Raw genomic sequence first — 13,400 nt, 5'->3', positions numbered from 1 at the left:
ACGTTGCTCTGGGTGAGGTCAGGAGACCTCGATGACGACAGCGCCACCCTGGCCACCGCCGGCGCACATGGCGGCGATCCCGATGCCACCGCCACGGCGGCGCAGCTCGTGTGTGAGGGTGGTCAGCATCCGGGCACCGGATGCTGAGACGGGGTGCCCGAGACTGCAGCCACTGCCGTAGATGTTCACCAGCTCCTCGTCGATCCCGAGCATCTTGCACGCGGCGACCGGGACCGAGGCAAATGCCTCATTGATCTCCCAGAGGTGCACGTCGGACACGCCGAGGCCGGCCCGCGAGAGCACCTTGGAGATCGACTCGAGGGCGCCCATGCCGGTGAGTCGGGGCTCCACACCGACGGCGGCCCAGGCGCGCACGACACCCAGTGAGTTCAGTCCTTCGGCAGCCGCCAGCTCGTCGCTGGTCAGCGTGAGTGCGGCCGCGGCGTCGTTGATGCCGGAGGCGTTGCCGGCGGTGATCGAAAAGCCATCGATCTCGGGATGGAGGGGCTGAAGGGTGGCTAGCTTCTCCAGAGAAGACGTACGCCGAGGGTGCTCATCGACGGCGAACTCGGTGACAGAGCCATCCTTCAGCGTGACCTTCATCGGGGTGATCTCGTCGTCGAAGACTCCCGCGTCGATCGCACCAACGGCCCGGTGGTGGGAGCGGACGGCCCACGCATCCATCTCCTCGCGGCTGACGTCGGCCGCCTGCGCGACATTCCAGCCAACGCTCAGCGTGACGTCGTCGTTCGCGCCGTCCGAATAGGGAAACGTCGGCGCCATCCGAGTCTCGATCTCGCCCTCGGTGCCAGGGACGCGCCACGACGTCGCGGGCGACAGCGAGGAGGACTGCACGCCACCAGCGATCACGGCCGTGTCCATCCCCGCTCGAATCGACGCCGCCGCATTGCCGACGGTGGTCAGGCTCCCCGCACAGTGACGGTTGACCGCCTGTCCCGGAACTGTCGTCATCCCGGCGGCGACGGCTGCATAGCGAGCGAGGTCGCCGCCGCCGTACAGAGACTCCGCCAGCATGACGTCGTCGAACCGCTCGGGCGCCAGGCCCGATCGCTGGACCGACTCCGTGACGATGTGAGTGGCGAGCTCCTCTGCGGGCGTCTCGCTCAGCGACCCCTTGCGGGCGGTCCCGATCGCGGTACGGACAGCACTGACGATCACTGCTTCAGGCATGTGACACCTCATCGGTAGGACTTGGACGCTCACAGCCCTGGGGCGGCGTCGCGAGCGAGTGTGGATGAGAGTCTAGAACAATCAGTACAACTGTGTAAACTAGTTAGATGAATAGCCGTGACGCGGCTTCCAGACCGCCGGAGGCGGACGACACAGGAGGAACCATGGATCTGTCAGGTGCATCAGCGATCGTGACCGGCGGCGCAGGCGGCTTCGGCGAGGCAACCGTGCGCCGACTGGTGGCCGCAGGAGCCAGGGTCGTCATCGCGGATCTGGCCGAGGAGAAGGGCAAGCTGCTCGCCGACGACCTCGGCGAGAGCGCGATCTTCGTCTCCACCGACGTCACCAGTGACGACTCCGTCGATGCGGCCATCCGGGCGGCCGAGGACCTCGGCACACTGCGAGTGGCCGTCGTCGTGCATGGCGGCCCAGCCGCGGGCAAGCGCATCGTCAACCGCGAGGGCAAGGCGTACCCGGCCGCGACTTTCGCGCGCACCATCGACATCTTCCTCACCGGGACGTATCGGGTGCTGAGCAAGTCTGCCGCGGCAATGTCGCAGAACGAGCCGCTCGATTCCGGTCAGCGCGGCGTCGTCATCACCACTGCGAGCATCGCGGGGTACGAGGGTCAGGTCGGCCAGTCCGACTACTCCGCCGCGAAGGGCGGCGTCATCGGCCTCAACCTCACAGCGGCGCGTGACCTCGCACCCGTCGGCGTCCGCGTGATGTGCATCGCGCCCGGGACATTCTTCACGCCTGCCTACGGCTTGGCCGAGGAGGAGGCCCAGGCCAAGTGGGGCCCGGGCGTGCCCAACCCCAAGCGCATGGGCCACGCCGACGAGTACGCCAGCCTCGCGCTCCAGATCGTGCAGAACGACTACCTGAACGGCGAGACGATCCGGATCGACGGAGCGCAGCGGTTCAACATCTGACCCCCATCGACAAGGAGGGCCGGTCCGCTGTCGCGGACCGGCCCTTTCCTGCTGGTGCGGTCAGCACCCCTTCCAGACCGGTGCTCGCTTCTCGGCGAACGCGCGAGGACCTTCCCTGGCATCCTCCGATCCACTCACGCTGAGCATCTGCCGCGAGGTCTGCTCCCAGAGCGGGACCTCCGCCGGGTTGTCACCGTCGACGTGCCCCAGAGCGATGCGCTTCGTGGCCTGCACGGAAAGCGGCGCGTTGGACGCGATCTTTCCGGCGAGTGCCAGCGCGGCGTCCAAAAGCCCGTCGGCAGGCACCACCTGGTTCACCAGGTGCAGCTCCAGGGCCCTGTGGGCGGTGATCGGGTCACCGGTGAGGAGCATCTCCATGCCGACGCGCAACGGCACCTGCTTGGTGAGTCGAAACGCCCCTCCGGCACCAGCGACCAGGCCGCGCTGCACCTCAGGCAGACCGAACGTCGCGGTGTCCGCAGCCACCACCAGGTCGGCCGCGAGCGCGATCTCGGTGCCACCCCCAATGGCGGGCCCGTTGACGGCGACGATCGTCGGCTTCCCGATGTAGTGCCCCACGAAACCGGCCAGCCCCCACTTCTCCCGCTCAGCTCCCTCGGGGATGATCCGTTCGCCGCGCATGATGGCCTTGAGGTCGGCTCCCGCACAGAACGCCTTGTTCCCGGCGCCGGTGAGCACGACGACGCGCACGTCGTCATCGGCATCTGCCTCGGCCAAGGCGTCACCGACCTCCAGGCACACCGCCTCGTTGACGGCGTTGCGTGCCGCCGGGCGGTTGATCGTCACCAACATGACGTGCCCGCGTCGCTCGACGAGGACTTCTCTCTGGTCTTCGACGGAGCCCACCCGATCGGCGGAATCCATCACCTCTAGCTCGGTCATCTGCTGCTCCTACCGCTCGGTGGCCCTCGAACAGGCAGCGATGTCTACCCACCCAGACCCTCATCGTCTAAACTATGTATAAAGGTAACCTATTAAACGGATTACATGAATGGCTGAGAAGACATGCTCTTCTCCGGACCTGGAGGACGTCGTGAACCGTCAGGCCCGTTCAGCGCCGGAGGCGAGTCGAGGTCGGACCGCACTCACGGTCGCGACGCTGTCGATGTGCGGGACGGTGGTCGCTCTCCAGCAGACCCTTGTCGTTCCCCTGCTCCACGACCTTCCCAGGCTGTTGGACACCACGGTCGACAACGCTTCCTGGCTGATCACTGCCACGCTGCTCAGCGGCACGGTCGCGACGCCGGTGGTCTCCCGGCTGGCGGACATGTTCGGCAAGCGGCTGATGATGATCGTGTGCCTGGCGGTGATGACGACAGGGTCGGTCATCGGCGCGTTCAGCGATTCCTTGCCGGGCGCCGTCGCGGCACGCGGCCTGCAGGGTGTCGGCATGGCTCTGGTCCCGGTCGGCATCGCGATCATGCGCGACGAGCTGCCACGCGACAAGGTGCCACTGGGGGTGGCCTTGATGAGCGCGACACTTGCGATCGGCGCAGGCGCCGGACTTCCGCTGGCCGGGGTGATCGCTGAACACATGGACTGGCACGCGATCTTCTGGATCACCGGAGGTGCCGGCGCCGTCATGCTGGTGGCCATCCGCCTTGTCATCCCCGAATCGCCGGTGCGCACGCGCGGAGCCTTCGACTACAGGGGGGCGGTGGTCCTCTGCGCCGGCCTGACCGCAGTCCTGCTGGCGTTGTCCAAAGGTGGCCTGTGGGGTTGGGGCTCGGTGTCGACGATCGGGTTGGCCATCCTCGGCCTGACTCTTCTGGTGGCCTGGGTTCCCCTCGAGCTCACCGCACCCAATCCCTTGGTCGATGTCCGCACTGCAGCCCGCCCGTCGGTGCTTCTGGTCAACGTCTCCTCCGTGCTGGTCGGCTTTGCGATGTTTGCCAACCTTCTTGTCACCACACTGCTGCTCCAACTGCCCGAGAGCACCGGCTTCGGACTCGGCCTCGGCATGCTCGAGACCGGACTTTGGATGGCGCCATCGGCCATGGTGTTCGGGGTCCTGGCGCCGGTTGCCGCGTGGCTGACTAGACGATTCAGCCCCCAGTTCACCCTCGTCTTCGGAGCTGGCGCGATGTCCGTCGCCTACGTCAGCCGGGTGTACCTGAGCGGCTCACTGTCCCAGATCGTCCTCGGATCCATGTTGGTCGCCGTGGGCACGTCGCTGGCCTACGCAGCGATGCCCACGCTGATCATGCGGGCCGTCCCCGTGACCGAAACCGCATCTGCGAACGGGCTCAACACGCTGCTCCGCTCACTAGGGTCCTCGACGTCGAGCGCGACGGTCGCGGCCGTCGTCAGCATGGGAGCGGTGGCGTCGGGCGTCGATCCCGTTCCCACCTTCGGCGCCCTGAGCCTGATCTTCTGGCTGGCGGCGGCCTCGTCCGCGGCGGCCGTGGCGGTCGCCCTCCCGCTCTTCCGCCTCACCCCGACCCAGGATGATGAGCCGCTCACCTCCCCCGAGGGGCAGCTGATGATCGCCCGAGGGGTCGTGCTCACGGACAAGGGGCGACCTGTGGGCAGCGCCGTGGTGACGATCCTTGGCGACCGCGGGCAGCACGTCGACTGGAACCGCGCCGACGCCTCCGGGAAGTTCACCCTGGCCGTACGTGGGGATGGCAAGTACCTGGTGGTCGTCGCGGCCGAGGGGTGGGCGCCGCACTCCCGCCTGGTACGGGTCGGTGCCGGGTCGATGATGCGACCCATCGTGCTCCAGGAGCGACTGACCGTCTCGGGGAGGATCACCGACTACGAGGGGCGTCCCGTTGAACGGGCTGGAGTAGTGCTGACGCGACACTCCGGTGAAGTCGTCTCCTCGGCTGCCTCCTCGCAGGATGGCCGTTTCTCACTGCCGACACCTCGCGAGGGGCGCTACGTCCTCACCGCCATCAACCGCGCGCAGGGGACCGTTGCGACTCACGCTCTGACGCTCACCGGCGACGCTCACGTGATCGACGTGGAGATCCCGGGCCTCCCCCGCACACCCGCGGTCAACGGTGTCACAGCGCGGCGGTGAAGTCGGCGACCAGTCGAGCACACTCGTCAGGAACCTCGAGAACCAGGTGGTGGTGCGTGCCAGGCAAGCAATGGACGGCGACCGGTGCCGGTAATCCGGATTGCACGTGGCACAGGACCGACCCGTCCACCGCGTGGCTGTGCTCCGCATGGACGAACGCGATCCGACAGTCCAGTCGCAGCGCGGCCTCCCCCACCTCCCGATCGTCCAGGATGGGCACCGAGTGGCGGTCGTGCTTCCAGGTCCAGCCGGCCGCATCGCGCCGTACCGAACCTGCCGCGATTGCAGCCAGCACTCCCGCCGGAGGGTCGGGTTGTGGCGGTGTCAACACGAACCTCTCGATGAGTTCTTGTCTGCTCGGATAGCGCCTCTGCCGTCCCTCCATGGTGGGCGGCCGCCGCCGCCATCGTGCGGGCGGGGGCAGCCCGACATCGAAGAGGACGAGACCGGCGACAAGGTCCGGCCTGGCAGCAGCAGTCACGACGCAGACCTTGCCTCCCATGCTGTGACCCACCAAGGTGGCGGGGCCCGCCCCTGCGTGTAGAAGCACGGACACCAACTCGCCCACCCACCCGGCCAAGGAGTACGCGGAGCGATGCTCGCTCTCGCCATGACCGGAGAGGTCTATCTCGATGACACGGTGCCCGACCCGCAGGCCGGGCAGCATCGCTTGCCACCACAGGTGGTTGGCGCCGCTGCCATGCACCAGCAGGATCGGCGGCCCATCCAGCTGACCGCTGACGCGACACCAGACCCGCGCTCCGTCAACGGCGACGGGGCATGGATCTGGTTCGCGTGCGACGTTGTTCACCTGTCAGCGCACCATCGTTCCCCCGCCGTCGATGGCGAAGACCTGACCAGTCATGAACCGTGCCCCTCCACTGGCCAGGAACGCCATCACCGGCACGAAGTCGAGCTCGACATCGCCGAGTCTTCCTCCCAGTGGGATCGACCTCGCCATGCCCTCGTCGTGGACGACCAGCTGCTCTGGGGTCATGGCCGCACGGGTCGTGTCATACATCGGCGTCCAGATCGCGGGGGCAATGGCATTCACGGTGATGCCGAACTGCGCCCACTCGACGGCGATCGATCGGACCCACCCGAGGACCGCCCCCTTGGCGGCAGCGTATGCCGCCTTGCCGGGATAGCCCCCCATTCCGGCTGCGGAAGCGAAGTCGATGATCGCCCCGCCGCCCTCCTTCATGTGCGGGAACACCGCTTGGTTGGTGAGGAATGTGCCGGTCGCGTTGATGTCCATCGCTGACCGCCAGTGGTCCAGACTCATCTCCGCGGCCGGGGAACCAGGTGCGACGCCGGCTGCGTGGATCAGCACGTCCAGGCCCCCGAGCTGTGTGACCGCCTCCGAGACAGCGGTCTCCACCGACACCGGGTCCGTCACGTCACAGGTCGCAAAGCCGGCTCCGGCCTCCCCCGCGATGGTTGATCCGACCTCGGCGTTCAGGTCGAGCGAGACCACCGAGGCCCCCATCGCGGGCAAGGCCCGGACGAGTCCTGCGCCCATCCCGCTGGCTCCACCGGTGACAATGATCCGGCGTCCGGTCAGGTCCTGCATGGTCGTCATGATCCCCACCCTCAGGCGTCGTCGCCGAGGAACTCGGCGCGAGCCGCATCACGACGGGTCGGGATGTGCATGGTGGGCCACATGCCATCGGTGGGCTTGTACTCACGCAGCAGCTGTCGGGCGACCGTGGTCTGGTGGACCTCGGTGGGCCCGTCGGCAAGTGCCAGCGTCAGGCCGCTCATGAACAGCTTGATCAACGGCAGGTCGTACGTCGTGCCTAGCGCACCGTGGATCTGGATTGCCCGCTTCGCCACCGCCTCCATGACCCGGGGAGTCTGAACCTTGATCGCGGCGATGTCCTTTCGGACGCGCTGGTAGTCGTTGTACTTGTCGATCTGCCAGGCGGTGTACATCACCAGCAAGCGGAACTGCGTGATCTCGATGTACGAGTCGGCCAGCATGCCCTGGATGAACTGCTTCTTGGCCAGCTGCTCGCCCTTGGTGAACCGGGAGAGGGCACGCTCGGCCATCATGTCCAGTGCCATCTGGGCGTTCCCGACCGTGCGCATCGCGTGATGGATCCGGCCACCGCCCAGCCGGGTCTGGGCCACACCGAAGGCGTCACCCTCGTCGCCGAGGAGGGCCGAATGTGGGACGCGTACGTCGTGGTAGCTGATCAGCGCCTCGGAGCCGCGGTCCTCGGGTTCGCCCATGTGCGCGAGATTGCGGTCGATGACGATGCCGGGAGTGTCCGCAGGCACCAGGAGCATCGACATGCGGTTGACAAGAGGAGCATCAGGATCGGTCACGGCCATCACGATGAAGAACGATGCCCATCGCGCGTTGGACGAGAAGAACTTCTGACCGTTGATCACCCAGTCGTCTCCGTCGCGCACGGCCTGCGTGGTGAACACACCCGGGTCGGCCCCACCCTGGAGCTCGGTCATCGAGAAGCAGGACACGACGTCACCGTTGAGCAGTGGCTGCAGGTAACGAGCCTTCTGGTCCTCCGTCCCGTAATGGGCGATGATCTCGGCGTTGCCCGTGTCGGGGGCCTGCGTGCCGAAGATGCGAGGACCCCAGGCCGACCTTCCGAGGATCTCGTTGATCATGGCCAGCTTGAGCTGGCCGTAGCCCTTGCCGCCGAGCTCGACGCCCAGGTGGCAGGCCCACAGGCCCTTGTCCCTGACCTCTTGCTTCATCGGCCCGATGACCGATCGCTGCTTCTCAGTCAGGTCCGCGGTCGGCAGGTAGACGTCATGTGGCCACAACAGGTCGAGGTTGGACACCTTGTTGTCGACGAAGGAGCTCGTCCAGTCGAGCAGCTCCTGGAACTCGGGTTCGACAGAAAAATCCCATGCCATGGTGGCACTCCTTAGGAAGACGTGGTCAGTGGAGGAAGGAAGCGGTGTGGGTCACGGGATGCCGCCGTCGACACGGATCGTCGCGCCGGTGGTGTAGGACGAAGCGTCCGAGGCGAGGTAGAGCGCCGCGCCCACAATTTCGTGCGGCTCGCCGCCGCGCTCCAGTGCGATCCGCTTGATCGACTTGTTGAAGGACTGCATGTCCCAAGCCTTCGAGACGTCGGTGAACATGGTCCCGGACATCAGCGTGTTGACCCGGACTGCCGGACCGAAGGCCTGCGCCATCCCGTCGGTCATGGAGTTGAGGGCGGCCTTGGCGCCGGCGTAGGGGATGATGCTTTTGGACGAGCGGATCGAGCCCGACGAGCTGACGTTGATGATGGAGCCCCGTCCGGCCGCCACCATCCGCTCGCCGATCAAGGCCGCCAGCCGGAACGGACCCTTGAAGTTCAGGTTGACGACGCTGTCGAAGAGCTGCTCCGTGACATCGGTCAGCTCCTCGTAGAGCGGCGACATGCCGGCGTTGTTGATCAGGACGTCGACCTTGCCGAAGCGTTCATACGTCGCGTCGACCAGCCCATCGAGCTGGTCCCAGCGCCCTACGTGGACGCCGTACGGCAGAGCCTGACGTCCGGTGGTCTCCTCGACCTCCTTGGCGACCATTTGGCACGTCTCGAGATTGCGGCTGGCGACCACCACGTCCGCGCCGGCCCTGGCGCATGCCACGACCATCTCCTTGCCGAGACCGCGGCTCCCGCCAGTGACGAGTACGACCTTGCCGGTGAGGTTGAAGACCTCGTCCAGGTACGCCATCTCAGCTTGCCCTGGTGGTCAGAGCACGGGACAGCTCGGCCGCCTTGCGGATCAGCTCGAGCACGAGGTTGCCGAAGCTCTCGGTGCTGGGGTTCGCGGCCGCGCCCGAGGCGAACCTCGCGTAGCTCATCTCGAGCACGATGCCGAGCTTCCACCGAGCAAGAACGAGGTAGTAGTTGAAGTCCTCGGTGGACCGGCCGCTGATCGTCTCGTAGTGCTCGAGCAGGTCGTCGAGGGACGGCATCTCGTCAAGGTCCAGATAGCGCGCGAACGTCATGTCGTCGCCCTCGGGGCCCCAAGCCAGCAGGGCCCAGGCCAGGTCGAGCAGGGGGTCGCCGATCGTGGTCATCTCCCAGTCGATCACCGCGGCCAGGTCGGTCGGCACTCGGTTGCTGAACATCACGTTCGCGAACTGGTAGTCGCCGTGCATGATGCCCGGCTCCCAGTGCCGAGGGCGGTTGTTGCGCAACCAGGCGGAGGCCTCATCCAGTCCCGGGAGGTCGCGGAACTTGTAGTTGCTCAGGAACGAGAGCCAGCGGTCGACCTGACGATCGTGGAAGTTGTCGGGCCGGCCGAAGCCCTCGAGCCCTCGTCCCTTCCAATCGACGCGCGACAGCTTGGCAGCGCCCTCGACCAGGCCGAAGGCCAGCGGAGCTCGCTCGGTCAGTCTGGTGGCGTACGGCTCCGGCCAGCCGTCGGCGCCGGACGGAGACCATCCGTCGACGACCTCCATCAGGTAGAACGGCATGCCAAGCACGTCGGCCTCGACGCATCCCGCGACGAGCTCGGCGTGGGGGACGTCGGCGCCCTTCAGTGCCGACAGCAGCGTCAGCTCGCGACGGAGCCCGTCCTGGCGCTTGGCATCGGCAGACGGTGGTGGCATCCGGAGTGCGCTGCATTTCCCGCCTCGGGAGACCAGGAACAGCTCGTTCTGAGAGCCGCCGGTCAGCTGGGTGATGTCGGGGGTCTCACCCTCACCCGCCAGCCCCTGTCGGTCCATCCACCGCGCGAGGCGGGTCACATCCAGGGTGGTCTTCACTTCCAGAACTTCGCTCATGCAAACGAGAATGCCATTCTCGTCCTACGGAATCAAGTGTTTGATCTACCCAATTCCATCATCGGGTGCGCGCTTCCTGGGGCCAGCCCAGGAGGCTTCCGCGCAGACGACAGGCCATGAGAGCCCGGACGCGAATTCTCGCGATTGAGAACTCAGGCCAAGGCGCGCCGAATCCCCGCCGCGTCTGGGGTGCCTCATACTGGCCACATGACGATCAACGGGGGCCGCGACTCCGTCACATCAGCGGTCGACCGAGCACTGGCAAAGCAGCGCGCGGACGCGACCCAGGAGGTCGAGGCAATCCTCGACGCAGCACTGCGCGTCGCTGAGCGTTCTGCGCCGGCCGCCCCGAGGGTGGCCGACATCGTGGCCGAGGCCAAGTCCTCCAACCAGGCGTTCTACCGATACTTCAACGGCAAGGACGACCTGATGCTGGCGGTGATGGAGCGGGGTCTGCTGCGGGTTCAGACCTATGTCGCTCATCTGATGGAGAAGGAGTCCGACCCGCTGGAGAAGGTCGCAGCCTGGATCAGGGGCATCCTCACGCAGGTGACCGACGAGACGGCGGCACGGCAGAGCGTCGCCGTGAGCATGCAGCTCGGTTGGCGAAGTCGCCACACGTTGGGTGAACCGCTGGTATCCGAGCTCGGCTCCCTGCTCATCGAACCCATCCGACAAGCAGGAAGCGAGACCGCGGAGCTGGATGCCCAGGTGATCGACGAGGCGGTCATGGGAACCATGAATCGCCACATGCGCCATGGCACCGCGCCGGATGCCGACGCGTGCGATCACCTGGTCAGCTTCTGTCTCCGCGGTCTCGCACTGGGACGTCGCTGACGCTCAGAGGATGGCGCCGGCCGCCTTGGCCTGTGCGATCTCGTCCCACGTGGCGCCGGACTCGACGAGCAGGATCTCGGTGTGCTCGCCGTACTCGGGCGCCCGTCCGGACTGCGGAGGGGTCTCGTCGTACTGCACCGGGTTGGCCACCACGTGGTACCCCCGACCCTCGTCGTCCTTGTTCGGCACGAGGTACTCGTTGGCGATGACCTGCGGGTCGGTGAGCACCTCGAGGGGGCTGGCGATGACGGCCCAGACACCCTTCTCGTCGGAAAGCGTCTGCTTCCAGTGCGCGAGATCCTCGCCGGCGAAGACCTCACGCAGGATCTTGATCGCATCCTCGGCATTGGCGATCAGATTCCCGGCCGGGACGAACCGACCGTCGGTCGACAGGTCCGGGCGTCCGATGCGCACGCAGAAGTCCGACCAGAAACGGTCGGGCTGCAGGAAGACCAACTGGATCCACCTGTCGTCCTTCGTGCGGTACTTGTTCGTCACGGGATTGATGGCCGAACCGGGCTCGGCCACCGGGATGCGGTCGACACCGAAGAGGTCGGCAGCAAGAATGTCCGGCGCCATGGTCCACATCGCCTGCGCAAGCAGGGAGACGTCCACGATGCGCGCCTCTCCCGTGCGCTCACGATGGAAGAGCGCGCCCGCGATGCCACCGGCGAGCGACATGCCGCTGGGCAGGTCGCCGAAGGCCGCACCTTGACCGATGGGGATGTCGACACCGGGGGGCGTCAACGCATAGGCGACGCCACCTCGCGAGGTGTAGCTCGCTGAGTCGAATCCGCCACGGTCGGCGTCCGGGCCGCGTGTCCCCTGGCCGGATCCACGGGCGATGATGATATTTGGGTTCATCAGGCGAATGTCGTCGACATCGAGGTTGGCTCGCCGTCGAGGGCCCGGCAGCCAGTTGGTGAGGAAGACGTCGGCCGACGCCACGAGCTTGGCGAACATCTCGCGGCCGATCTCGGACTTGAGGTCGATGCTCACGCTGCGCTTGCCGCGGTTGTTCATCTCGAGCATGAAGTCGGCATCGGCGGAGGCCTTGTCCTTGGTCAGCCCGCCGATGACCAGACTGCGCGCCGGATCTCCACCGCGCGTGTCCTCCACCTTGATCACGTCTGCCCCCCAGTCGGCGAGCACTGCGCCCGCCGCCGGCACGAAGGCCCACGAGGCCAGCTCGATGACCCGGACGCCGTCCAGAATTCCAGTCATTTCTTCGTCCTCAGTGCGTTCGCGGGTCAGGAGGTGCGGGGGAAGTTGTAGAACTTGCGTGCGTTGTCCTCGCACATCAGCCGCGCCTCGTCGTCCGGCACGTCGGCCAGGGCCTCGACCAGCATCTTGCGGGTGTGCGGCCAGTTGCTGTCCGAGTGCGGGTAGTCGCTCTCGAACATGATCTTGTCGACGCCGATCGTGTGGCGGGCCTCGATGCCGGCGGCATCCGAGATGAAGCAGCCGCCGAGGTGGCCGCGATCCCACAGCTCCCTGGGGCTGACGTCCTGGTGGACGTCGTTGTAGAAGCGGTGACGCGTCCACACCTCCTGAGTGCGCTCGAGCATGTAGGGAAGCCAGCCGATGCCACCCTCGGACAGCGCCATCCGCAGGTTCGGGAACTTGTGGAAGACGGGCGACAGGAGGAGCTCGGCGAAGGTGATCATCGAGCTGGTCGCGAAGGCGGCGATCGTCACGGTGAAGTTCGTGCTCATACCCTCCGAGGAGACCGGCGGCATACCGCCCGATCCGAAGTGCAGCGACAGCGGGATGTCCGCTTCGGCGCACCGTGCGAGCAGCGGGTCCCAGTGGTCGGTGTGCCAGGAGGGGAGATCGTTGCGGTTGGGCACCTCGGGGAAGGTGTAGGACCGCGCGCCGAGCGGCGCGGTGCGCTCGAACTCGGCGATGGATGCCTCCAGGTCCCAGTAGGGAAGGGTCAGCAGCGGGATCTGGCGCTCCGGGTCGTGGCCGCACCATTCCTCGAGGATGAAGTCGTTGTACGCACGAGTGCACTCCAGCGCGAGCTCGTTGTCCTTGGACGCCGAGAACGTTCGGCCGGCGAAGCCGGCGAAGTTCGGGAAGCAGAGCTGAGCCCAGACGCCTTCGATGTCCATGTCGCTGATGCGATCCTCGATCTTGTAGCAGCCGGGGAGCATGTCGTCGTAGGAGCGGGGGTCGAGCCCGAAGTCCTTCGGGTGCTTGCCGGCCACCGCATTCAGGGCGAAGTTCCCAGCCTTCTCCCCCTCGTAGATCCACCAGTCGTTGCCGTCGTCGGCCCGCTCGATGCGGGGTGCCGAGTCCTTGAACTTGGCGGCCACCCGGTCGGTCCACACCGTGGGGTGCTCGATGACATGGTCATCGACGGAAACGATCTGAACGTCGTCGCGCAGCATGTGGGGCTCCTTTGAAGGCAGGTGGTTCAGCCAGTCGAAGTGCATCTCGTAGCGGTTACGATACAGACCACTATGACGTCCGTCACTACCTAGGGGCGAATTAGTTTAATAATTATTGCCAACCTGTCACGAGCGACACTCAGCGGCTTGCGCGGCCCCGCGCGACTCTGGACCCCGCGGCCTCATTCGTCGTATTATATAACTATTCAGCCCATCACCAGATGCGTCGTGCTCGTGTGCGGCGT

12 protein-coding genes are annotated in these 13,400 nt (G+C 66.4%); 3 read left to right on the top strand and 9 right to left on the bottom strand.

What is annotated here, in order from left to right; genetic code table 11:
- Positions 1-18: 18 nt before the first annotated feature.
- Positions 19-1,191 (bottom strand): thiolase family protein, encoded by a 1,173-nt coding sequence (locus tag ASG88_RS21560; RefSeq protein ID WP_056889526.1) that lies wholly within the window; start codon positions 1,189-1,191, stop codon positions 19-21.
- A gap of 164 nt (positions 1,192-1,355) precedes the next feature.
- Between ASG88_RS21560 and ASG88_RS21555 the strand changes: the two genes are divergently transcribed.
- Complete coding sequence (locus ASG88_RS21555) at positions 1,356-2,123, top strand: SDR family NAD(P)-dependent oxidoreductase (protein ID WP_056889525.1); 768 nt, start codon at positions 1,356-1,358, stop codon at positions 2,121-2,123.
- Between the two features lie 60 nt (positions 2,124-2,183).
- Here the strand turns inward: ASG88_RS21555 and ASG88_RS21550 are convergent, their stop codons facing one another.
- Positions 2,184-3,026 carry a crotonase/enoyl-CoA hydratase family protein gene (locus tag ASG88_RS21550; RefSeq protein ID WP_235534960.1) on the bottom strand — a complete coding sequence of 281 codons (843 nt, stop codon included), beginning with the start codon at positions 3,024-3,026 and terminating at the stop codon, positions 2,184-2,186.
- A gap of 109 nt (positions 3,027-3,135) precedes the next feature.
- Between ASG88_RS21550 and ASG88_RS21545 the strand changes: the two genes are divergently transcribed.
- Positions 3,136-5,169 carry an MFS transporter gene (locus tag ASG88_RS21545; RefSeq protein ID WP_082600880.1) on the top strand — a complete coding sequence of 678 codons (2,034 nt, stop codon included), beginning with the start codon at positions 3,136-3,138 and terminating at the stop codon, positions 5,167-5,169.
- Here the strand turns inward: ASG88_RS21545 and ASG88_RS21540 are convergent.
- From ASG88_RS21540 to ASG88_RS21520, 5 genes are read right to left on the bottom strand one after another with little or no spacing between them, the layout of a single operon-like run.
- Positions 5,153-5,980, bottom strand: a complete 828-nt coding sequence (locus ASG88_RS21540) for an alpha/beta fold hydrolase (RefSeq protein ID WP_082600879.1) — start codon at positions 5,978-5,980, stop codon at positions 5,153-5,155. The two genes, ASG88_RS21545 and ASG88_RS21540, sit on opposite strands and share 17 nt — an antisense overlap.
- 3 nt (positions 5,981-5,983) lie before the next feature.
- The gene (locus tag ASG88_RS21535) at positions 5,984-6,751 is read right to left on the bottom strand and encodes an SDR family NAD(P)-dependent oxidoreductase (RefSeq protein WP_056889659.1); all 768 of its coding nucleotides are present in this window, start codon (positions 6,749-6,751) and stop codon (positions 5,984-5,986) included.
- An 11-nt stretch (positions 6,752-6,762) separates the two neighbouring features.
- Positions 6,763-8,055 (bottom strand): acyl-CoA dehydrogenase family protein, encoded by a 1,293-nt coding sequence (locus ASG88_RS21530; RefSeq protein ID WP_056889522.1) that lies wholly within the window; start codon positions 8,053-8,055, stop codon positions 6,763-6,765.
- A 51-nt stretch (positions 8,056-8,106) separates the two neighbouring features.
- Complete coding sequence (locus ASG88_RS21525; RefSeq protein WP_056889521.1) at positions 8,107-8,868, bottom strand: SDR family NAD(P)-dependent oxidoreductase; 762 nt, start codon at positions 8,866-8,868, stop codon at positions 8,107-8,109.
- A gap of 1 nt (position 8,869) precedes the next feature.
- Positions 8,870-9,925 (bottom strand): phosphotransferase family protein, encoded by a 1,056-nt coding sequence (locus ASG88_RS21520; RefSeq protein WP_056889520.1) that lies wholly within the window; start codon positions 9,923-9,925, stop codon positions 8,870-8,872.
- Positions 9,926-10,132: 207 nt separating this feature from the next.
- On the opposite strand from ASG88_RS21520, the gene ASG88_RS21515 reads away from it, so the two are divergent.
- A complete protein-coding gene (locus ASG88_RS21515; RefSeq protein ID WP_056889519.1) occupies positions 10,133-10,762 on the top strand; it encodes a TetR/AcrR family transcriptional regulator in 630 nt (209 codons plus the stop codon).
- A 3-nt stretch (positions 10,763-10,765) separates the two neighbouring features.
- Here ASG88_RS21515 and ASG88_RS21510 read toward each other — a convergent pair whose 3' ends face one another.
- On the bottom strand, positions 10,766-11,986 hold the full coding sequence (locus ASG88_RS21510) for a CaiB/BaiF CoA transferase family protein (RefSeq protein WP_056889518.1): 1,221 nt from the start codon (positions 11,984-11,986) through the stop codon (positions 10,766-10,768).
- A 26-nt stretch (positions 11,987-12,012) separates the two neighbouring features.
- Complete coding sequence (locus ASG88_RS21505; protein ID WP_056889517.1) at positions 12,013-13,155, bottom strand: amidohydrolase family protein; 1,143 nt, start codon at positions 13,153-13,155, stop codon at positions 12,013-12,015.
- Positions 13,156-13,400 lie beyond the last annotated feature (245 nt).

The sequence above is a fragment of the Nocardioides sp. Soil777 genome, assembly GCF_001428425.1.
GTDB classification, from domain to species: domain Bacteria; phylum Actinomycetota; class Actinomycetes; order Propionibacteriales; family Nocardioidaceae; genus Nocardioides; species Nocardioides terrigena.
This window is presented reverse-complemented; position numbering and strand designations above follow the sequence as displayed.

What these genes read in the sequence shown, in the direction of transcription:
- ASG88_RS21545 (WP_082600880.1), top strand. Translation starts at nt 3,136, where the DNA reads ATGGCTGAGAAGACATGCTCTTCTCCGGACCTGGAGGACGTCGTGAAC.
- ASG88_RS21525 (WP_056889521.1), bottom strand. Translation starts at nt 8,868, where the DNA reads ATGGCGTACCTGGACGAGGTCTTCAACCTCACCGGCAAGGTCGTACTC.
- ASG88_RS21515 (WP_056889519.1), top strand. Translation starts at nt 10,133, where the DNA reads ATGACGATCAACGGGGGCCGCGACTCCGTCACATCAGCGGTCGACCGA.
- ASG88_RS21550 (WP_235534960.1), bottom strand. Translation starts at nt 3,026, where the DNA reads ATGACCGAGCTAGAGGTGATGGATTCCGCCGATCGGGTGGGCTCCGTC.
- ASG88_RS21560 (WP_056889526.1), bottom strand. Translation starts at nt 1,191, where the DNA reads ATGCCTGAAGCAGTGATCGTCAGTGCTGTCCGTACCGCGATCGGGACC.
- ASG88_RS21535 (WP_056889659.1), bottom strand. Translation starts at nt 6,751, where the DNA reads ATGACGACCATGCAGGACCTGACCGGACGCCGGATCATTGTCACCGGT.
- ASG88_RS21510 (WP_056889518.1), bottom strand. Translation starts at nt 11,986, where the DNA reads ATGACTGGAATTCTGGACGGCGTCCGGGTCATCGAGCTGGCCTCGTGG.
- ASG88_RS21530 (WP_056889522.1), bottom strand. Translation starts at nt 8,055, where the DNA reads ATGGCATGGGATTTTTCTGTCGAACCCGAGTTCCAGGAGCTGCTCGAC.
- ASG88_RS21505 (WP_056889517.1), bottom strand. Translation starts at nt 13,155, where the DNA reads ATGCTGCGCGACGACGTTCAGATCGTTTCCGTCGATGACCATGTCATC.
- ASG88_RS21555 (WP_056889525.1), top strand. Translation starts at nt 1,356, where the DNA reads ATGGATCTGTCAGGTGCATCAGCGATCGTGACCGGCGGCGCAGGCGGC.
- ASG88_RS21520 (WP_056889520.1), bottom strand. Translation starts at nt 9,925, where the DNA reads ATGAGCGAAGTTCTGGAAGTGAAGACCACCCTGGATGTGACCCGCCTC.